The organism is Endozoicomonas sp. SESOKO1 (assembly GCF_024606265.1).
Taxonomy (GTDB): Bacteria; Pseudomonadota; Gammaproteobacteria; order Pseudomonadales; family Endozoicomonadaceae; genus Endozoicomonas.
On sequence record NZ_JAHHPP010000255.1, the window covers coordinates 1 to 18,183 of the forward strand.

Annotated in this window: 24 protein-coding genes; 14 read left to right on the forward strand and 10 right to left on the reverse strand. The window is 47.3% G+C overall.

Translation table 11 applies throughout. From position 1 onward, the window contains the following. The first annotated feature begins 93 nt into the window (after window positions 1-93). A complete protein-coding gene (locus KDK13_RS11695) occupies window positions 94-1,788 on the forward strand; it encodes a recombinase family protein (RefSeq protein ID WP_257285148.1) in 1,695 nt (564 codons plus the stop codon). 15 nt (window positions 1,789-1,803) lie between these two features. Here KDK13_RS11695 and KDK13_RS11700 read toward each other — a convergent pair whose 3' ends face one another. From KDK13_RS11700 to KDK13_RS11745, 10 genes are all read right to left on the reverse strand, one after another. After that, the gene (locus KDK13_RS11700) at window positions 1,804-1,983 is read right to left on the reverse strand and encodes a hypothetical protein (RefSeq protein WP_257285149.1); all 180 of its coding nucleotides are present in this window, start codon (window positions 1,981-1,983) and stop codon (window positions 1,804-1,806) included. A 10-nt stretch (window positions 1,984-1,993) separates the two neighbouring features. Further along, complete coding sequence (locus tag KDK13_RS11705; RefSeq protein ID WP_257285150.1) at window positions 1,994-3,703, reverse strand: DEAD/DEAH box helicase; 1,710 nt, start codon at window positions 3,701-3,703, stop codon at window positions 1,994-1,996. Continuing rightward, complete coding sequence (locus KDK13_RS11710; RefSeq protein WP_257285151.1) at window positions 3,693-3,995, reverse strand: hypothetical protein; 303 nt, start codon at window positions 3,993-3,995, stop codon at window positions 3,693-3,695. Before KDK13_RS11710 ends, KDK13_RS11705 begins: the two co-directional genes overlap by 11 nt. Beyond that, a complete protein-coding gene (locus KDK13_RS11715) occupies window positions 3,988-4,380 on the reverse strand; it encodes a hypothetical protein (protein ID WP_257285152.1) in 393 nt (130 codons plus the stop codon). The genes KDK13_RS11710 and KDK13_RS11715 overlap by 8 nt, the downstream gene beginning before the upstream one ends. Next, the gene (locus KDK13_RS11720; RefSeq protein WP_257285153.1) at window positions 4,380-5,432 is read right to left on the reverse strand and encodes a PD-(D/E)XK nuclease family protein; all 1,053 of its coding nucleotides are present in this window, start codon (window positions 5,430-5,432) and stop codon (window positions 4,380-4,382) included. Before KDK13_RS11720 ends, KDK13_RS11715 begins: the two co-directional genes overlap by 1 nt. Window positions 5,433-5,743: 311 nt before the next feature. After that, window positions 5,744-6,313 carry a DUF669 domain-containing protein gene (locus tag KDK13_RS11725; RefSeq protein WP_257285154.1) on the reverse strand — a complete coding sequence of 190 codons (570 nt, stop codon included), beginning with the start codon at window positions 6,311-6,313 and terminating at the stop codon, window positions 5,744-5,746. 8 nt (window positions 6,314-6,321) lie between these two features. Then, window positions 6,322-7,095 carry an ATP-binding protein gene (locus KDK13_RS11730; RefSeq protein ID WP_257285155.1) on the reverse strand — a complete coding sequence of 258 codons (774 nt, stop codon included), beginning with the start codon at window positions 7,093-7,095 and terminating at the stop codon, window positions 6,322-6,324. Further along, window positions 7,095-7,508, reverse strand: coding sequence for a hypothetical protein (locus tag KDK13_RS11735; protein ID WP_257285156.1), 414 nt, complete (start codon window positions 7,506-7,508; stop codon window positions 7,095-7,097). Before KDK13_RS11735 ends, KDK13_RS11730 begins: the two co-directional genes overlap by 1 nt. Window positions 7,509-7,550: 42 nt before the next feature. Next, the gene (locus tag KDK13_RS11740) at window positions 7,551-7,847 is read right to left on the reverse strand and encodes a hypothetical protein (RefSeq protein ID WP_257285157.1); all 297 of its coding nucleotides are present in this window, start codon (window positions 7,845-7,847) and stop codon (window positions 7,551-7,553) included. A 103-nt stretch (window positions 7,848-7,950) separates the two neighbouring features. After that, complete coding sequence (locus KDK13_RS11745) at window positions 7,951-8,613, reverse strand: helix-turn-helix domain-containing protein (protein ID WP_257285158.1); 663 nt, start codon at window positions 8,611-8,613, stop codon at window positions 7,951-7,953. A 173-nt stretch (window positions 8,614-8,786) separates the two neighbouring features. Here KDK13_RS11745 and KDK13_RS11750 point away from each other — a divergent pair, with 173 nt between their 5' ends. From KDK13_RS11750 to KDK13_RS11810, 13 genes are all read left to right on the forward strand, one after another. Next, a complete protein-coding gene (locus KDK13_RS11750) occupies window positions 8,787-9,017 on the forward strand; it encodes a helix-turn-helix domain-containing protein (protein WP_257285159.1) in 231 nt (76 codons plus the stop codon). Then, on the forward strand, window positions 9,010-9,219 hold the full coding sequence (locus KDK13_RS11755) for a TraR/DksA C4-type zinc finger protein (protein ID WP_257285160.1): 210 nt from the start codon (window positions 9,010-9,012) through the stop codon (window positions 9,217-9,219). Before KDK13_RS11750 ends, KDK13_RS11755 begins: the two co-directional genes overlap by 8 nt. An 18-nt stretch (window positions 9,220-9,237) precedes the next feature. Then, window positions 9,238-11,229 carry an AAA family ATPase gene (locus KDK13_RS11760; RefSeq protein WP_257285161.1) on the forward strand — a complete coding sequence of 664 codons (1,992 nt, stop codon included), beginning with the start codon at window positions 9,238-9,240 and terminating at the stop codon, window positions 11,227-11,229. Between the two features lie 278 nt (window positions 11,230-11,507). Then, the gene (locus tag KDK13_RS11765; RefSeq protein ID WP_257285162.1) at window positions 11,508-11,972 is read left to right on the forward strand and encodes a hypothetical protein; all 465 of its coding nucleotides are present in this window, start codon (window positions 11,508-11,510) and stop codon (window positions 11,970-11,972) included. Between the two features lie 2 nt (window positions 11,973-11,974). Next, on the forward strand, window positions 11,975-12,652 hold the full coding sequence (locus KDK13_RS11770) for a bacteriophage antitermination protein Q (protein ID WP_257285163.1): 678 nt from the start codon (window positions 11,975-11,977) through the stop codon (window positions 12,650-12,652). Between the two features lie 135 nt (window positions 12,653-12,787). Beyond that, window positions 12,788-13,063, forward strand: coding sequence for a hypothetical protein (locus KDK13_RS11775; RefSeq protein WP_257285164.1), 276 nt, complete (start codon window positions 12,788-12,790; stop codon window positions 13,061-13,063). Between the two features lie 23 nt (window positions 13,064-13,086). Further along, window positions 13,087-13,512 (forward strand): N-acetylmuramoyl-L-alanine amidase, encoded by a 426-nt coding sequence (locus tag KDK13_RS11780; protein WP_257285165.1) that lies wholly within the window; start codon window positions 13,087-13,089, stop codon window positions 13,510-13,512. Then, window positions 13,509-13,877: a holin family protein gene (locus KDK13_RS11785; RefSeq protein WP_257285166.1), complete on the forward strand. Its 369-nt coding sequence runs from the start codon at window positions 13,509-13,511 to the stop codon at window positions 13,875-13,877. The genes KDK13_RS11780 and KDK13_RS11785 overlap by 4 nt, the downstream gene beginning before the upstream one ends. Window positions 13,878-13,880: 3 nt before the next feature. Beyond that, window positions 13,881-14,525 (forward strand): ParB/Srx family N-terminal domain-containing protein, encoded by a 645-nt coding sequence (locus tag KDK13_RS11790; RefSeq protein ID WP_257285167.1) that lies wholly within the window; start codon window positions 13,881-13,883, stop codon window positions 14,523-14,525. Beyond that, window positions 14,500-15,690, forward strand: coding sequence for a phosphoadenosine phosphosulfate reductase family protein (locus KDK13_RS11795; RefSeq protein WP_257285168.1), 1,191 nt, complete (start codon window positions 14,500-14,502; stop codon window positions 15,688-15,690). The genes KDK13_RS11790 and KDK13_RS11795 overlap by 26 nt, the downstream gene beginning before the upstream one ends. Further along, window positions 15,644-16,165: a ParB N-terminal domain-containing protein gene (locus tag KDK13_RS11800; RefSeq protein ID WP_257285169.1), complete on the forward strand. Its 522-nt coding sequence runs from the start codon at window positions 15,644-15,646 to the stop codon at window positions 16,163-16,165. The genes KDK13_RS11795 and KDK13_RS11800 overlap by 47 nt, the downstream gene beginning before the upstream one ends. Further along, window positions 16,166-16,882 (forward strand): SDR family oxidoreductase, encoded by a 717-nt coding sequence (locus KDK13_RS11805; protein ID WP_257285170.1) that lies wholly within the window; start codon window positions 16,166-16,168, stop codon window positions 16,880-16,882. It abuts the gene before it with no gap. A 9-nt stretch (window positions 16,883-16,891) separates the two neighbouring features. Then, a complete protein-coding gene (locus KDK13_RS11810; protein WP_257285171.1) occupies window positions 16,892-17,635 on the forward strand; it encodes an AraC family ligand binding domain-containing protein in 744 nt (247 codons plus the stop codon). Window positions 17,636-18,183 lie beyond the last annotated feature (548 nt).

The following is an 18,183-nucleotide window of genomic DNA, read 5'->3' on the forward strand; positions in this document are numbered from 1 at the left end:
TGCCCTTCACATTCAACGACTCAACGCACACAAATATGTAGACAATATAATTGTATAAATACGTAAGATAAACAGTTATTATTGGAGTATCTAATGTTTACTAAAAAAATAAACATGGACGTAGAAACAATAAGCAATGAGGTCATTTATTGCTATTCCTACCACCGAATATCCAGCAAGAGGCAGGCAAGAGGTGGTGGGATAAAGCGGCAAGTAGAGGCCAGTGAGGCAATATGTAATGAGATGGGGTGGACAATGGACACCTCGTTCAAGCTTACCGATATTGGCAAGTCTGCTTACCACGGAAAGAACCTCGATGACCGGGCAGCACTTGGCAGCTTCCTTAACGCTGTCGATGCAGGCCTTATCCAGAGGCCAGCCGTCCTGCTGGTTGAAAGTTTAGATCGCCTAAGCCGAGCGGATATAATGACCGCTCTGGAATTGTTCATAAGGATATTGAACGCAGATATTACTATTTATACCAGCTTTGATCGGATGACTTATAACAAGGAGGAAATTCAGAAAAATTTTTCTCCCCTGCTTATTTCCATAACCCTGCTATGTCGCTCTCACGAAGAAAGCGAAACCAAGTCAAAGCGTATCAAAAAAAGCTGGCTACACATGGAAGAGAGGATGCGTAACGGTGGATTAGGCCATAGCCAAGTATATCCTTTCTGGATTGATATAAGCAGCGGCAAGCCAAAGGTGATAAAAAAACAGGCACAGATAGTTAAGGATATTTTCAGATTATGTACCGTTAATAATTTGAGCCTAATGGATATTGCCAATGTTATTAATAAAAAGTACGGCGACCTTTATCACTCGTCAAATGCTAAATGTCAGCGATTAATGTATAACCAGAAAGTTCTCGGCCTTTATGAAGCAAAAGACAAAACCATAATTAAGGCTTTCCCTGCCATTATTGATAAAGATACCTTTTACCTTGCACAATCCATGCTACAAAAGCGAAAAATCGTACGAGTTGGTAGGCCAGAAAAGCGAGCAATAAGTTTCTTTCGAGGATTCATATATTGCAACCATTGCGGGAGCAGAATTGTCAATACAGGACAGGGTATTCGTAGCTCTTATATCTGTCACAGCAAACAGCGTAAAAATGATTGCGGGCAAAAGTCATCACTTACGGTGGATAAGTTTCAGAAATCCCTACTGTACGCTCTTTCATTGATGGATCAATCAGACATGATGCAAAAGTCGGCCAACACAGAAAAGGCTAGGCTGACAAAATTACTCGGAACAAAAGAGGCCGAAGCCACAGAGAAAAGACAACGATTAGATAATCTAGTTGAGCTAATTGCCTCTGGATCGAAGGCAGGAACAAAAGCAGCCGAAAAAACAGAGATTCAACTGAATCAACTTGAGTTTGAAATAGATGAAATAATTAGTAAGCTTGAAATTCTGGCCTCACCATCAATGATAGGTAACATCAGTAAAATAAAAGCATTTCATAAAAGGTTTTCACTAGAATTGGCAACTAAGGAAGATCAAGAGCCATTTCTTCTCGCCCTTGAGAATGTTGTGGAAAAGATAGTGGTTAGTTCACCTAAACCCGGTTATAGAACTAGCGTAAAGATACATTTACTGTCGGGGATTGTGTTAAGGCTTGAGGTCGAAAAAGACTACTCGACCAATATTTATAAAGGGAACAAAAGAATCGGAAGATACAATGCCCCTCCCAAGGTGATTCGGCGGTTAAAAACCACCCCTCACGGTAATATCAAACACGGAAGGCGATCAAAGTATCATAATCCTAATGCTAAATCTGAGTAATTAAATTAGTGGTAATTAGTTATTATTAAGCCACTGGGCAACCAGAGAAGCCAAAACCTCACACTCTGTTTGCCCGTTTTCTTTCACCAGTTTTTCAAATTTTTCAGCTAGTTGGTTCGGTATCTCAAAAGCATAAATTATGGAGTAGTCATCCACACCTTGACTGGCAGATTTTTTTCTTTTCACTTTATCCATATCCCTATCCCTAAAAATCAATATCCGTATCAAACACATCAAAGTGGCCAGCCTCGAATGCATCATTCTGTTTTGGCCGATCACCCGGGTTGTCGTTCCATTCGCTCGGAGTGCCTTCTTTAACAGTAAAGTCATAAGCCCTTACCCGTTGCCAGCGTCCTTCCTGTATTACCTCGATCCGGCAGGGTTCCTGCATATCCCGGACGTTAGTTAGTCGGTCAAGGGCATCCTCGGCAAACTCCGGGCAGGCTTCCTGACCGAATCTTTTGTACCACCACATAACGGCTTTATGCCTTGCATAGCCCGTATGCTCAAAACAAACCCATTCCCGGATAGCGGCTAAACCAGAGCGATAAGTGACTTGGACAGAAGGGGGCTTGCCGGGTTTGTCATGCAGGTTATAAACAATCTCATCAACATCGAGCCATTCAGGTTCGACCTGGGAGGCGAGCAAGGCTGCGCTGGAAGCTTCGGTGTCGTGCTTTTCTTTTGCCGGGAACTCATAGTTGCAAGCAGGGCATACCCGGAGGCCTGCGAGTATCAGTTCAAAGCACTCAGGGCATTCTTTGATCGGTGCTTCCCCGGAACCTTTACCGGCTTTTATATGATCAACACTGATACGGTCAAGCGGTCCATGCCTTTCGACATTGCCACCGTAATCAAGCACCAAGCAATCAGTCTTGTCCGTCTCGGGGCTGATCCGCAAACCCCTCCCGAGTATCTGGACATATAGCCCGGGTGATTTGGTTGCCCGGAGAAGTGCGATCATATCAGTGAGTGGGGCATCAAAACCTGTTGTCAGTACGCCTTGGCTGGTCAAGGCTTTGATCTTACCGGCTTTATAGTCGGCTAGTATCCTAGCCCGGTCATCCTTCGGAGTACCGCCAGTGATACACTCAACGACTATCCCCTCATCAACCAGCAGTTCTTTTACCCATTCGGCGTGGGCAATGCTGACACAGAAAATAAGCCATGCCTTTCTGTCCTGCCCGTACTGGATAATTTCAGCGATCGCCTTTTCCGTCACATCATTTTTCTTTACGGCATCTTCCATATCGCTTGTGAGGAAGTCACCTTGCCGGGTTCGGACACCATTAAGGTCAATCTTCTCCTTACCGGCTTTGGAACGGAGCGGCGATAGAAAACCATCGTCAATTAGTCGCTGAATGTCTGTCTCATAAACGATTTTATCAAATAGCGGGTTCTTCCCTTCCGTTAGCAAGCCCTGCTTCATACGGTAAGGCGTGGCCGTAAAACCAATTATTTTCAGTGCCGGGTTAATTTCCCGGAGGCCTGCGATTAGCCGGGTGTACATAGTCTCGGAGCTTTCACTATTGAGCAAGTGGCATTCATCAATCAGCAACAGATCAAAGAAGCCAAGCTGCTCTGCCCGTTTATGAACACTTTGAATACTGGCAAACAATACCTGCGCTTCCGTATTCCGTGAGCCCATCGAGGCCGAGTAAATACCAGTCGGAGCCTCTGGCCAGAGAGTGACTATCTTTTCATGGTTCTGTTCAATAATTTCCTTCACATGGGAAAGAATGAGGAACCGTTGGTCTGGCCAGTGCTTTAATACGCCGTGGATAAAATCAGCAATGATGATGGATTTACCACCACCAGTACTGACACAGCACAAGGGGTTTCCCTCGGAGGTGCTAAAGTATTGATAAATTGCAGCTATGGCCTCCGATTGATACCAGCGGAGTTCATAAGCCATTGGCACCTCGCTTCATATTTTCAATAATCTTGATAGCCGTGCGCTCAGCCTTCTTACGGTTAAAGTATGTTGAATTGCGGTCGTAACTTTCTCCCTCTCTCCAAGATACAAATTGTTCAACGACTTCTTCCATTAAGGCCTTGGTTATTTTTTCGATAAAAACTTTGTCAATTAATGGATGATTACGAAACTCAATTTTGAGTACATCAGTACTTCCACCCTCACCTTTTATTGAAATCCAATTATGCAAATCATCCTTTGTGCCACGTAAGTTTACGCTCCAATCACTCATTACCAGCTCTCCTTGCCTTGAGCATCCAGTCAGCGATGGTGTAGGAAAAGTTCACAGCCTGCTCAATGGTTGTGCCACGGTTAGCGGCAAATTCTCCAACCAGTGCGGCAATGGCGAACAGGTCACGGAGTTGGATAGTCTGGTTTTGCAGGTTCTCTAACTGGCTTTCAAGCTGGTCGATAGTTTCACTGGAAGCGGCTTCGGCATACCGGTCAAAAGGAGTGATATCTTCGACCAGATAATGAGTTACTGGTGGATAAAACTTCCCTCCCTGAAAATCAGTGAAGCCAATATTCCCGTCACAGCGGATGCCGATTAGATCAATGCTATTGCCTTCAGGTGAATTGCCAGCCGGGATAAATCGGTATGTTTTGGTAATGTCCATTATTTGCTTCCCTCAATCGTTCCGTCGAATGTCTCTTTCAGTTCCACCAGCTTTTCATCAGTCAGAAGTGTTTTGTCTTCTACTGCCTGAATTTCTTTTGATGAAAACTGGTCGTTACCATCGCCTGTGATAAATTCTTCGCCGTTAGCCTTGAGCCGGTATTTAATCCAGTACTCACCACTATCTAAGGCATCAGCGAATTGCTCTAGCAAATGCGGGTTATATAAATGCTGTTCACAACCATTTAGCTGTTCCTGCTTCGAGAGCTCCCGATCATGGCGAGCACAATGCCAAGCGGCATCTTCAATCGGTGTGCTGTGTAGGCAGGTGCGGCAGTTTACGACAGGAGCTTCCTCTCCGTGACAGATGCCGTGATGATCACAGAATTTGCACTGATACCAGCTCGGGTCTTCATGGATTTTGGTCGGTGGTATATCGGTTACTATGATACTGCTTGCCCGGTTTACAATGGCTTTCCCAACTTCGGGATCGAGGCGAATGCGCTCTCCATAAAGTTCATCATTATTTTTGTTGACCGCCATATAAAAGGCTCTGGTCAGTTGCGGCTCGGCGAGATACATATAAATCTGCATCTGGACGTAGTGTTCAGGCTTTGCTTCCCGAACGCCGACCTTCTTCAGATTATTAAATGATTTCTCACCATGAGTTTTCATCTCTATCAAGTGCCAGGTGGAGGGTGCTTCAATAAACCCGATACCGACACCATCAAAAGAACCGCCGAAATGACCATCACAGGCTTTGACCAAAAATTGCTTGCCTGTAGCGGGGTCAGTATCGTGTACCTTTACTCCGACATTACGCAGGTCTTTTATAAAGCGATCTTCAGCGAGGTGGCCAGTCTGAAATAATCTCAATAGTTGCCCATTGTGGCGAACCTCGGTACACCAGCGAAAGGTGTACCAAAGCTCCCGGTCACAAGGCCGACCGATCAGGGAACCGCCGAGGTGAGCCCGGAAGCCTCCCCATTGGTTGTCTTCATAATGCTGGACAATGGCTTTGATGGTGGTTTGGGCAGGCTCAGGGATTTTCATATTCGCTACCTTTTTTCCGGCTAATCAGTTCAATCATTGAGCAAATAGTCACTTCTTTCTATTTAGCCTTCTTGCAATCCGTTGAGCTTTCCGTTTTTTCTTGCGCTCGGTGTCGGTCAGCCTTTTTTTGGTGTAGCAAGCCTTGTCGGCTTTCTTGGCAGAAGTGCCGTATGGGTTAAAAAACATAGAGTCCTTTTCTGATAGAGAGAGGGGCAAGCCCCTCTATTGAGTAATTACCCGAATAAGCACGATGCAGTAGACGACAATAAACAGAGCTAATGCAGCGACTGCATACCAGTCATCCCGACTCATTATTTTGCACCCCATGGTGGAGCATTGTGTTGTGCGGCCGGGTGGCCTGCTGGTGGCTGTTGTTGCGCCGGGGCTTGTTGTTGTCCACCTGGCGCCTGATATGGAGGCCGGTTAGTTCCCTGTTGCGGGGCTTGTTGCTGCGGCACTGCTGCCTGCTGCTGGTAGGACGGGTGATTATTACCGGTGCCGATCCACTTCTTGACCTCATTCTTGGGTCCATAACCCGGGTCATTCTTAATGACAATCCGAATGCGAACGATCTGCTGCAATAACTGGTCAGTGTCGTTAATCATCGGCTGGCCAATGGCATGAGCAATCCGGCTTAACTCCTTTCTCCCGATTTCTTCTGCCTTTGGGTTTCTGTTTTCAATGTTGTGCTGTGACCAGAGTTTACGGCCTTCAAACTGCCCTTCCATTACGGTGTAGGCCAGTTTTACCATGCGCCCACCGGTCTTGGTATTTTCCAGCGTAGACTCGGTAATCATGGTGAGATATTCACCAGCCGGGAGTGGTTCAAAGTCATCCGTTGGATCGTAGTCGCCTGCATTAAAACCTAATTGAGCCATCATTAATCTCCTTATTTCTGGCTGGTGGTTTGGGTCAGTGCGTCACTAAATGCTTGCCAACTCAGCGGAAGCTCAGGAGGCAGGCCATAGCGATTTTTTGCAATGAAGCTCGGGCGAGCCTCGGTAAACAGGTAGCGTTGCCCGGTGCTAATGCCTCGGGTTTTGGTCTTGTTGAAACCGGCTTCTTCCTTTTCAATGACGGTTTTATAGTCAGCGAATAGGACACAATCGACGGATTCCTGCACCAGATCAGAAGCCCGTTTATGAAGTTTGATCTGGTGGCGGTCGTAGCTGTCAGTGGTCGGACTCTCAAACCGTTTAATCTCGGAATGAGCAATCAGGATGATTGCCATGCCTTTTTGATTGCGGAGTGCATCAAGGACATTTAAAAGCTGTCGCCAGAGGTCAAGGGCGAGAATAAAGCCCTTGCCATAGCCGAAGTCTTCAATGGATTCATAGCGTTCACCCTTCGGTCCGACATAGGTTTCACAGAGGTGTTTCCACACCATCGGTTCGAGGTGATCAAGGCTGTCGATGACGACACTCTGGTACTGGTGATCAGATGAGTAGAGAACGGTTAAGGCATCAAGTACGTCCTGAAATGATTGCATCATCGGGAAGGCATCAACTTCGAGTCTGCCCAAGCCGTCCTCAGTGCAAACAAAGATAGGGCTCGGAGCCGATGCACCGAGGGTTGATTTACCAACACCGGCCGGTCCATAACAGACCATTCTCGGTGCTTTGATACCAGTTGAGCGGCTGATGGATTCGAGAGAGATAGCCATTACTGATCACCCTCCAATCGTTCAAACTTGATCGACACCTTTTTCGGCTTAGTAGTCACCGCCTCGGCAACGATGTTGTATTGGGCAGGATCGAGGCTCTGCAGGCTCTTTAGCTGCTTGATGTTGAGCTCTGTTTTTGTGCGTACCAGGTTATTCGCTACCGCTTCCGGAATACGGCTTTTGACCTCATCCCACTTTTTTTCATCGAGGGTTCTGGTGTACCCGGAAGAGGTGGTCACTTTGTAGTAAGCCCCTTTCAAGGTATGGCTACCCTCGTCTTTGACACCGACGACTTCACTTAACTGCTGCTCAATAGAAAGGCGGTGATCTTTTGCTTGCTGCTCGGTTTGTTTGGCGAGCTCTAATTCATAGGCGAGTTTGTCCAGCCGTGAAGCATCATTGCTTTCGGACATAGCAATTTCCTTTTGTTGTGGTTGTTGTTGCGGGTTAAGCCGTTAGCTGGTGGGTATAGCTTCGAGATGATTTATGAGGTCAGACACTTTATGGATTTCGATGTAGCCATCTTTCCGGGTTATGTCGAACAGCAGCCCATTGATTGTGAATAATCCCGGCAGTGCATGAGGGGTTGATTCTTGAATAGAAGTGATTAGATCAGATAGCAGGGTTCTCGCTTCTTCAGCTTTTTTCCTGACTTCATTAGCTCTTTGGATGAGAGAAAGTTCTTGTTCATGGAGGGATAGAACTTCATGTGCAATGACTTCGACAGAATCCATTTGTCTATTGATATTCATTTTTATGGCAACCATTTGGGTTAACGTTTATTAATCTTATCCGTCAGTAACCAAAAGGTTGCCATTCAAGAGATTTGACTGTCAACAATAAATCATAATTTTTTTAACTTTGACTACCAGCCTGTGTCGATTTGTTCACCCCATAGAAATATCCAATAACTCGACCGATATAGTTATCTCTAACAACTTGTACCGGATTAAACCTGACATTGGAGTACACAAGGTAGCTCTTGCCATTATGCTCCCCATAGGTGCCGATTATGGGTGTCTGGTCATAAAAAAGGCATTGCGTCTCGTATTCCAGTGATAGCTTCGGATCAACAAAAACCAACGATTTGTAAGGGAGGTTATCTGTTGTCCCCCCCCCATTTTCCATAACTTTATTCGGTATGGTGTAACAAAACGCTTCTTCACTGCAATCTATCGGGCAATACATCCAGGGTACGGTATTGGCGACAGTTTTGTTCAAATGCCAGTGGGAAATATCACTGCCAGACAGATGAGGGACTGACCGGCCTTGATCGGGGATAAAAAGACCGGGTGAAGTCTCTGACTCATGGCCATCCCTTATGTAATCTGGCGTCACTCCCAAGACCGGGGCAATTCGACGCTGCAGCTTATCAATATTTTTTTCTGTTAATGTGGCTTCTTCCCGGAGCCATACGGAAACAGTCGCTTTAGTTACGCCTAATTTTTCTGCAAGCTCTGTCTGCGTTATGTTCCTTTTGTCGAGCAAGACTCTTATTCGTTGTTGCCACGTTATCATTGTGTTTTCCCTGTCTTTTCTGGCGGATAGTATCAGTTGCCAAATTTTACTCTTTCTAAACACAAAATAGAAAGCCGGTTACGCTTTTTATAAACTTGTTGCTCATTCAGTTTCGATCAGTTAATAATTTATACTCTCCTGCCAACAACACTTAATTAAACAGGGGTTATGGGATGAAAGTTAAAAATACTCCGGGACAGGTACTCCGTAATTACCGTCAAGCGAATGGCCTGACCATGGATGAACTCGCAAAAATCCTCCATTGCTCAAAGGGCGAAATCTCACTCTATGAGAACGATAAAAAAGAGATTGGCAAAATCAGGCGACTGTTCTGGTCAACCATCGTTCCTCAGTTCACCCCGGATATGCTGACCGCCGAAGGGCAGAAGTCTGTCGATGGATGATGCAGACAAGGCGGGTGAATACCAAGATAGGGAAATGGAAGCCCTGCTGAAAAGCCACCAGCAAAAACGCCAACTCACCCCACAGGACTCTGCTGACAACTGCGAGGAATGTGGACTCCAAATACCTTCAGCGAGACAGATAGCAGTCCCCGGTTGCTCGATGTGTGCCGAGTGTGCCGCTTACTTTGAGAACAAAAAATAAAAAACAGGACGTTAAGACATGGATGCAAATTTACCAAACACCGCAGCCGAGGCTTGGAAGCTTAACGAAGCCGGTCTCTCCATTTTTCCCCTCGGCAACCCTTTTGAAGAACCGCCAGAATGGTTTGTTAATGATCGTTGCTCTGGCGAGATAGTTAAGGCGAAAGAGGACTGGCCGAAGGCTCCCCGTTATCGCTGGAAGCAGTATCAGCATGAAGCCCCTGCAGATAGCCAGATCGAGCATTGGACAAATCTTTTCCCGCATACCAACTGGGCAATAGCGACCGGCTATGGTGTTGTTGTCGTCGATGCTGACAGTGCCGAGGCAGTCAAATTTATTGAGGACGGAGCCATTACTCGGACCCCCCTCCGGGTGACGACCAGCAAGGGCAAGCACTTCTACTTTCAGGTAAACCCTGAATATCCAATTCAAAACTCTGCCCGGAAAAACCGGATTGATGTACGTGGCGCTGGTGGTTATGTCGTCGCACCTGGGAGTACTCACGCTGATGGAACGCTCTATCAGTGGGAGACAGATGGCTACATGGATATCGCTGATCTCCACGATCTACCAATGCTCTCCCCGGACGATGTAGCGGCTATCAATGGCTTTAATGGCCAGTCGGCTACAGAAGCACTGGAGGGCAATCTCGGGTTTTCAACTGACCAGTATCCGTTACCACACGACGGAAGCAATTTAGCCGAGGGTCAAGGCCGGAACAATGCAGCGGCGAGTATGGCTGGCCAGTTAATTCAGCAGGGGAGTTCACTCCAAGAAATCAAAAGCATTCTGGATCAATGGAACCAGTCAAATACACCACCACTCTCTGATGCTGAACTCAATAGCACCATTGCCAGCATTACCCGGACACACACCAACAATAACCCTGGCTCGCCGGTCTACGTCGAGCCGCCTCCCAAGCCACAGTTTGCCTTTAGCCATGTTAAGGAACTGGTCAAAGGTGTGAAGCCGATCAACTGGCTCATTAAAGGCTTTCTGGAAATGGACAGCCTATCACTGATGTTTGGTGAACCGGCTTGTGGCAAATCATTCTCCGCTATTGATCTCGCTTGCTGTGTTGCCACTGGTAGCGATTGGCACGGCAAGCCGGTCAAAACCCCGGGTCCCGTTTTCTACATAGCAGGCGAGGGATTTAATGGGCTATCTCGTCGCCTAATGGCATGGCAGGTTGCCAATGGTTATAACCTCCGCAATGCCCCGATTTACGTCAGCCAATGCTCAGCTTCGCTCATTGAACTCGGCAATGCCCGGATGGTCAGCGATAGCATAGAGGAAATTGTCGAAGAGACCGGCGGTATTATCCCCTCAATGATTGTTATTGATACCTTGGCGAGAAACTTCGGTCCGGGCGACGAAAATGCCACTAAGGAAATGAACACCTTTATCAACAACATCGACCAGTTGCTCCGATCCAAGTATGAGTGCTGCGTCCTGATCGTCCACCACACCGGGGTCGGCTCGAAGGATCGTGCCCGTGGCAACAGTGCGCTCAAGGGTGCGCTCGATGCGGAATATGCCGTGGTCAAGTCAGATGATTCAATCAGAATCACGACGAAGAAGATGAAAGATGCTGATGAACCGGAACCAATAGACTTCCTATTTAACCCGATTCAACTCCCTTTCTTTGACGAGGAAGGCGAGCCTCAATATAGCTGTGTTTTGCAAGCATTTAACCCGGCAGATATACAGAGCGAAAAAATTAAAAAAGCGCTCGAATCCAATATCGGGGATCGGCAAAAAAAGATCATTGAGACATTAAGTAGCCTCTACTCAAATGCAAGGCAAACACTTGAAAGCAGTGGCCGTGATCCAAGTCATGCGCGAATTGAGTTAAGGGTTCTTAAACAGGACTGCTATGACCAAGGATTTATTTGCTCCAAGCACTGGCGGAGAACTCTGGACGCCTTGATTAACAGGGGGTTTTTAGCAGTTGATGCGCCTTTTGTGACGGTCACTGAAAAGGGGCAGGAGGTGTTAGATAATGACTGATTCAGCTGCTCAAATTTTAATCAAAAATCCCCCTCCCCCTATGGTTTTTAGAGGTGCTTTAAATTTCCTCCCCACCTGCTCCCCTGAAACCCTTTGTTTTCAAGGGGTTCCGGCTCGTTGATGCCTTTAGCCGACACCACCCCCCCTTGCTGCTCTCTCCTTAAGGAGAGCAGTAAGGATGGGGGGCGTGAGGGAAGCATGGCAAATCAGCGAGAAGGGGAACCTGGAAAGGAAAAAAGCAGGGAAGAAATTTAAGAGAAATTAGGGAATAGGAAGGTATGAGAATAATCATAGGAATAGACCCGGGTCTGTCGGGTGGGATAGCGGTTCTGGAAAGTACCAGTTTCCAGCTAATCAAGCTGGTGGATATGCCAACCGTCCCGGATGGGAAGAAACGGAAAGTCAGCGGCTACGAACTGATGAAGCTTATCGGTGGCTATAACCGGCATGATGTCGAGATGGTCTATCTCGAAAAGGTCGGAGCAATGCCAGGTCAAGGCGTTGTATCCATGTTTAACTTCGGGCGTTCTTATGGGGCTGTCGAAGGGGCTGTAAGTGTTTTGGGCTTGCCCCTGATGTACGTCACCCCGCAACGGTGGAAACGGGCAGCGGGATTGATCGGCGCTGATAAGAATGCTTCGAGAGGTAAGGTATTAGACCTATACCCGGATGCTGACGTTCACCGGAAAAAAGACAATGGTCGGGCTGATGCGGTACTGATCGCACGATACGGAGATCAATAGCCATGCAACTCACAACGGCAAGACAGGCTATCCACGACGCTTATGCAACGCACCTGACCAGTAAAGGGCTAGAGGCCAATTTCAGGGCAGAGGCAAAGAAACCTGATTTCGCTAAATACCTCCGAACTGTTCACCGCTGCAAGGAAGAGACAAGGGAAGCATTGCTCGAAGAGTTTAGCCCGGTCGGATTCTACGCAGAGGACACTTCCCAAAAGCTCGATACCAACAGCATGATCTGTCATGCAGTCGAGGCCGGTATGATTATCAGTGCAGTTGAGAGGCTCGATGATCCATTCAAGGCGTGGGTAAAGTGGGCTTACGGTCCGAGAACTGAAGAGTTCTTGCCAGAGCAAGGCCGGTTCTTCCGTTGGCTCGACAATGACGTTACTGAAAACTTTGCGAGCATTGACCGGGTTTACCGGGAAGTGACTAAGGAGAAGATCAGGGACGTTGTCGCATACACTGTTTTGAACTATCGGTCATTCGTAATCTCAGGTCGCGAGCTATACCCGAAGAACTTAATAATAAACAGATGCAAGATTCATCGGTGTAACTGGAAACGGGATTTTGAGACATGGCATGACTACTACTGGAATCTCTGTGACCACTATCTTGATAGGCTCGGATTGCCAACTGTAGCGTCCGTTGTTTTGAGGCTAAAGTATGGCAAGGAGAGATGATCAAAATTTGACCAAAATTGGCAAAAACTTGCTAATGAAAACAAATTCAGGTACTTTTTCCCATAGTCCAAAACCTCACCTGAAACAGATGTGAGGTTTTTTTATGCCTAAAATTTCTCTGTGCAGGAAGCACTTATGGCTGACCTCTCCGACCGTCTGGATCGTATTGATACGAAGCTGGACAAACTCAGTGAGGCAGTATCCCATCTAGCAAGAATTGAAGAACGTATAGCCCACCAGACTGAAAACCTGAGCCAACAAGATTCTAAACTTTCCGACCTGGAGAGACGGATCAGGACGCTCGAATTTCAGAGCAGTTCGAGGGGTGTCATTATCGCCCATATCGAAAGGTTCGGTTGGATCGTTATTTCAGCAGTCATCGGGATAGCTGCCTATTTTTTCAAGCAGTAGACAAAATCTTTAGGGATAGAGCGATGATTCCAAGGACGGAAACCAATTACATCGTTATCCACTGTTCAGCTACCCGAGCCAATCAAGGCGTGACCACTGCTGATATACGGCATTGGCACACGGTTGATAACGGCTGGTCTGATATTGGATACCACTGGATTATTGAGCGTGATGGAGCGATTAAGGCTGGTCGGCATTCTCAAGCCCAAGGCGCTCATGTACGTGGCCACAACCATGAATCTCTCGGCGTCTGCCTAATCGGTGGGATTGATGAAAACGGTAATCCAGAGGAAAACTACACCTCCGAGCAATGGCTCATTCTCGAAATGCTGATCGAGACACTCCAGCTACGTTACCCACAGGCAAAAGTCGTCGGCCATTACTATTTCACCCCGTACAAGACCTGTCCGAGCTTCATTGTTGAGGACTGGTTGGAGTCAATTCAATGACCTGGGCGGCAGCGATTCCAGTTATCGGGAAGATCATTGAAAAAGTTATTCCTGATCCTGACAAGGCGGCTCGGGCGAAAAATGAGCTGGTGGATCTAGCAGTCAATGGCGAGCTCGATGAACTAGCCCAACGTGCCGGGGTAATTAAGGCTGAAGCCCAAGGCGATAGCTGGCTACAACGATCATGGCGACCAATCGTTATGCTCGTTTTTACCGGGTTGATTGTTGCCCGGTGGCTCGGATGGTCGGCACCTGATTTATCAGAGGCCGTTGAACTCAAACTTTTTTCAATCGTCCAACTCGGTATCGGCGGCTACATTGCGAGCCGTGGCATTGAGAAGGTCGCAGATAAAATAAGGCGTTAAGGAATGACAGCAAAGAAAAAACATAAGCTCGTCGAAAAGAAAGTCAGCGACCTGATTCCTTATGTGAATAATTCCCGGGTCCACGACGAAGAACAGATCATACAGATTTGCTCATCCATCAAAGAGTTCGGCTTTACGAACCCGGTTTTGATTGATGGGGAAAACGGGGTTATTGCTGGCCACGGGCGACTAATGGCAGCAAAGAAACTCGAACTCAAAACCGTACCCTGTATTGTTCTCGCTGATCTGACCGAAGCGCAGAAGAAAGCTTATGTCATTGCTGATAACCAGATCGCTCTCAATTCAAGCTGGGATATGGAAAAACTGAATCTCGAAATGGAGTCGCTTGAGGCGGTTGATTTCGATTTAGACCTGCTCGGCTTTGATGAAAATTTCTTTCAGGTCAGCACTGATGAGTTCTTCGATGTTCCCGAGGCTCCCAAGGCGAGCGACGACGATGATCCAGATCGGGAGCGTAAACGGACTGATGACGGTTATTCAGCCTTTGAATTGATCATGCTTCACGACAATAAGCTCAAGCTCATTGAAGTGATCAATCAGATTAAGAATGACTTATCAATCACAGCGACAGAAGACGCTCTTATGGTGCTGGTGGACAAGTATGTATCACAAGAAGAAATACATTGATCAAAACGTCTATGAAAAGACGTTAGAGCGGATTGAATACCTCTACAAACTCTATGATGAAGTTATCGTGAGTTTCAGTGGTGGGAAGGACTCAACCGCCATGCTGCTCTGCACAATCGAAGTTGCTACCCGGCTCGGCAAACTGCCAGTTAAGGCTGTCTTCTACGACGAAGAGGCGATACACCCGCCGACAGTCGAATACGTCCAGCGGATTTATGAGCGTGAGGATGTCAATTTAGAGTGGTACTGCCTCCCGGTCAGACACCGCAATGCCTGTTCCAATGAACAACCCTTCTGGCATTGCTGGCATCCCGAAGAAGAACACCTCTGGGTAAGGCAAAAGCCGGAATGGGCTATTAACAAACACCCACGGTTCGAGTTTGGAATGACGATGCAGGAATGGGGTCTTGCCCATTTCAAAAAGACCAATAAAGTCGTCATTCAAGGTATCCGCACTGAAGAAAGTATCAGGCGATACCGATGCGTTGCCCGGAAGAAGCAAGACAACTTCCTCTCTACTCCTGAGAAGGGAGTCGCTTTTGCTTATCCGATTTATGACTGGTCATCCAAGGACGTATGGCGGTTAGTAAGAGTCAAGGATGAGGACTACAACCGGACGTACGACATTGTTAACCGTACTGACCTCCATGAAAATTTCCTCGGGCAAAGGGTCTGCCCACCGTTCGGAGAAGAACCATTGAGGGGCTTATGGCTCTACGCTCAATGCTTCCCGGAAATGTGGGAGAAGATGATCCATCGGGTCCCAGGTGCAGCAACGGCAGCGAAATACTCCAACACCGAACTCTATTCATCGGGCTTTAAACCTGATCAGACTTCATGGCGGGATCATATCCAAAATATCCTTGACCAGTTTGATGATGAAAACAAAAGGCTCGTTGCATTAGAGATCAACGGAATGATCCGGTATCACAAGAATTACACCGACGATCCTATCCCGGAAGAAGAACCTCACCCGTTATCCGGTTGCTCATGGAAGTTCCTCGGAAAAATGGCTATCCGGGGAGACTTCAAAGGCCGTATCAGTCAAGGCATGGCGGCTCAAGGTGAAAGGACACGGAATAAAATCGGAATAACGCTCGAAGAGGCGAAAAAGATTTATGGCAAAAAAGAAAGAGGCAAAGCACGAAGGCCAACCGATCAGTAAGGTAGTCTGGCGTGACCGGAACGAACTCAAGCCAAACAATTACAATCCCAACCGTGTAGCCTCCACTGAATTAAAACTCCTGAAGATCAGCATTATCGAAGATGGTTGGACACAGCCTATTGTCGTCAATCCTGATCTTGAAATAGTCGATGGTTTCCACCGCTGGACAGTATCAGGTGATGCGGACATTTTTAAGCTCACTGCCGGTTTGGTCCCGACGGTAATGACAACTCCCAAGGATGAGTCGAGCCAGAAAATGGCCACCATTCGCCATAACCGGGCGAGAGGTACACACGGCGTTCTCAATATGGCTGATATTGTCCAGTCACTTATTGAGCAAGGGCTATCACAGCAGGAGATTATGGCTCGCCTGCAGATGGAAGCAGAGGAAGTCATCAGGCTCGCATCCAGGGTCGGAATACCCAAGAGCAAGCTCATTCAGGATGATGATTTTTCGCAGGCTTGGGAGGTCTGAATGCAGTCAAAAAAAGTATTAGTCATCGGTGGTACCTCGGGCTATGGCGAGGGCATTGCTCATGTACTGTCATGTGCAGGCCATCGGGTTATAGCAGTCGGGAGAAGTTCAGAGCTCTCCCTCGATATTACTGACCGGGATCAAGTTAAGGCATTCTTCACGGAAGTATTCTCCCCGGATAAGCCTTTTGATGCTGTGATCTATTCGGCTGGCCTCGCTATCGGAAAGCTCCCGTTGCATGAAAAGGCAGCAGAGGACGTTGCTAAGGTATTTGAGACCAATACCCTCGGATTAGCCTATGTCGCTAAATGGGCGTATCCCCATCTGGTTAAGACTCAAGGCCACTTTATCCACATGGGTTCTATTGCCGCTTACCTCAATTACACCGGGGGAGCGGATTACTGCGCCAGTAAGTCAGCCTCAAATACCATTATGAAAACCCTGCGCCATGAATGGCTCGGCAGTGGCATCAGGACAACCTCAATGGAAATAGGACTCGGTAATACCAACTTCCAGAAGAACCGTTATCAGGGTGATTCTGAAAAGGCTCTCAAGCATACCGATGGTGTTCGGCAATTAGAGCCTGATGAGGTAGGCGAGTTTATCTCCTACCTGCTCGATGCACCGGATTGCATGAATTTTGATGAAATTATTCTGAAGCCAATAGATCAGGCTTCCCACGGTGCAACTGTCAAAAACATAAAACAGCAATTCTAAGGCAGGCTTATGGAACAGCATCCTTTTCATGTAACAAAAGAATACTTCGGCAAGGTCTATGAAGATGATACTCCGGGGCTTCATACCATTGTTTATGGCTTTGAAAATGACTCAAAAAAGCGAGAGCGTGACGGTGGCCTTATTCCATCCAACGGTGCCTGCTATGGCTATGTCCATGAGGGACAGATTACCCTCGCTGAAAGTGATGAATTTTACCTGAATGTAGCTGCCGGATTCTGGTTTGTAATGCCTGATGGTTTTAAATGGAAAGCCCAATCAGAACACTATCGCTTTGTGGTATGGCAGAGAGTGGGTTATCACGGCAACGTGGCAGTCGGGAAAGTAGAACCGGAAGGCAGGCTCAACTACATTGATGGTTGCAAAGACTCAATGCTTCAAGCTCCGATCCGCAAGGGTGATCCATGCCTGAATGCCCTCTATATGCCAGAGGGTGTGCTTCAGACGATGCACACCCACCCGAGCATGAGAGCCGGGTTCATCATGGTAGGCGGTGCTAAATGCACGACTCCTGAAAAGGTCATTGACCTCGAAGATGGTCATATCTTTTTCATGCCTGCTGATGTAAAGCATTTCTTCAGATCGGATCATGGTGAAAACACAGTGATGAAACTCGTTGCCTATCATCCTGATTCTGACTTTGGTCCGACCGATGAAATACACCCGATGATCAACCGGACACTGGTTGATGGTGTATCGGCTTCGACGATGACTGATATTCAAACGAAGGCATAGTTAAGGCGTGGCCGGAACCGGGCTGTTAAGGCGTGATCAAGACTGGTTAGGTAAGGCGTGAGCAAGACTGGTTAAGTAAGGCTTGGCCAAGGCTGATACAGAGGCTGATCTTTAGGGTCATAACATTGACGCTTAAACCTGTTTGTCACCCTCGCTTTACCGTCTACTCTGGGTAAACGGCTGTCGCCGTTCAGGCCGATCTCCGGGGCTTTTCCAATCAATAGCGGTATCAATAGCCCTATAGTGGGAAAGCCGCCTGAACGGGCTAATTTTTCGCCTATCCGTATAGCCCGGCTCCCGCTATCTCTATAGGCTATTTAGTCAATTAGTATTAGGCGGCTGTAGCGGCGTTGAGGGCGGTCAGGGCGGCTTTCTAATTCATAGGGTTGCAGTAGCCCTATACGGGAAAAGCCGCCTACACGGAAAAGCAGGGCGGTATTATTAGGCTACTGATTAATCGTCGGTGCTAATTAGTAGGCACAAAAAAAACGGGCTGATTAGCCCGTTTAATGGTTGGTGCTGATTACAATTTGAAAACGGTGTTTTCT

What these genes read in the sequence shown, in the direction of transcription:
- KDK13_RS11740 (WP_257285157.1), bottom strand. Translation starts at nt 7,847, where the DNA reads ATGAATATCAATAGACAAATGGATTCTGTCGAAGTCATTGCACATGAA.
- KDK13_RS11795 (WP_257285168.1), top strand. Translation starts at nt 14,500, where the DNA reads ATGTATCACAAGAAGAAATACATTGATCAAAACGTCTATGAAAAGACG.
- KDK13_RS11790 (WP_257285167.1), top strand. Translation starts at nt 13,881, where the DNA reads ATGACAGCAAAGAAAAAACATAAGCTCGTCGAAAAGAAAGTCAGCGAC.
- KDK13_RS11765 (WP_257285162.1), top strand. Translation starts at nt 11,508, where the DNA reads ATGAGAATAATCATAGGAATAGACCCGGGTCTGTCGGGTGGGATAGCG.
- KDK13_RS11730 (WP_257285155.1), bottom strand. Translation starts at nt 7,095, where the DNA reads ATGGCTATCTCTCTCGAATCCATCAGCCGCTCAACTGGTATCAAAGCA.
- KDK13_RS11710 (WP_257285151.1), bottom strand. Translation starts at nt 3,995, where the DNA reads ATGAGTGATTGGAGCGTAAACTTACGTGGCACAAAGGATGATTTGCAT.
- KDK13_RS11725 (WP_257285154.1), bottom strand. Translation starts at nt 6,313, where the DNA reads ATGATGGCTCAATTAGGTTTTAATGCAGGCGACTACGATCCAACGGAT.
- KDK13_RS11780 (WP_257285165.1), top strand. Translation starts at nt 13,087, where the DNA reads ATGATTCCAAGGACGGAAACCAATTACATCGTTATCCACTGTTCAGCT.
- KDK13_RS11770 (WP_257285163.1), top strand. Translation starts at nt 11,975, where the DNA reads ATGCAACTCACAACGGCAAGACAGGCTATCCACGACGCTTATGCAACG.
- KDK13_RS11810 (WP_257285171.1), top strand. Translation starts at nt 16,892, where the DNA reads ATGGAACAGCATCCTTTTCATGTAACAAAAGAATACTTCGGCAAGGTC.
- KDK13_RS11750 (WP_257285159.1), top strand. Translation starts at nt 8,787, where the DNA reads ATGAAAGTTAAAAATACTCCGGGACAGGTACTCCGTAATTACCGTCAA.
- KDK13_RS11785 (WP_257285166.1), top strand. Translation starts at nt 13,509, where the DNA reads ATGACCTGGGCGGCAGCGATTCCAGTTATCGGGAAGATCATTGAAAAA.
- KDK13_RS11720 (WP_257285153.1), bottom strand. Translation starts at nt 5,432, where the DNA reads ATGAAAATCCCTGAGCCTGCCCAAACCACCATCAAAGCCATTGTCCAG.
- KDK13_RS11735 (WP_257285156.1), bottom strand. Translation starts at nt 7,508, where the DNA reads ATGTCCGAAAGCAATGATGCTTCACGGCTGGACAAACTCGCCTATGAA.
- KDK13_RS11695 (WP_257285148.1), top strand. Translation starts at nt 94, where the DNA reads ATGTTTACTAAAAAAATAAACATGGACGTAGAAACAATAAGCAATGAG.
- KDK13_RS11705 (WP_257285150.1), bottom strand. Translation starts at nt 3,703, where the DNA reads ATGGCTTATGAACTCCGCTGGTATCAATCGGAGGCCATAGCTGCAATT.
- KDK13_RS11775 (WP_257285164.1), top strand. Translation starts at nt 12,788, where the DNA reads ATGGCTGACCTCTCCGACCGTCTGGATCGTATTGATACGAAGCTGGAC.
- KDK13_RS11745 (WP_257285158.1), bottom strand. Translation starts at nt 8,613, where the DNA reads ATGATAACGTGGCAACAACGAATAAGAGTCTTGCTCGACAAAAGGAAC.
- KDK13_RS11700 (WP_257285149.1), bottom strand. Translation starts at nt 1,983, where the DNA reads ATGGATAAAGTGAAAAGAAAAAAATCTGCCAGTCAAGGTGTGGATGAC.
- KDK13_RS11800 (WP_257285169.1), top strand. Translation starts at nt 15,644, where the DNA reads ATGGCAAAAAAGAAAGAGGCAAAGCACGAAGGCCAACCGATCAGTAAG.
- KDK13_RS11755 (WP_257285160.1), top strand. Translation starts at nt 9,010, where the DNA reads ATGGATGATGCAGACAAGGCGGGTGAATACCAAGATAGGGAAATGGAA.
- KDK13_RS11715 (WP_257285152.1), bottom strand. Translation starts at nt 4,380, where the DNA reads ATGGACATTACCAAAACATACCGATTTATCCCGGCTGGCAATTCACCT.
- KDK13_RS11805 (WP_257285170.1), top strand. Translation starts at nt 16,166, where the DNA reads ATGCAGTCAAAAAAAGTATTAGTCATCGGTGGTACCTCGGGCTATGGC.
- KDK13_RS11760 (WP_257285161.1), top strand. Translation starts at nt 9,238, where the DNA reads ATGGATGCAAATTTACCAAACACCGCAGCCGAGGCTTGGAAGCTTAAC.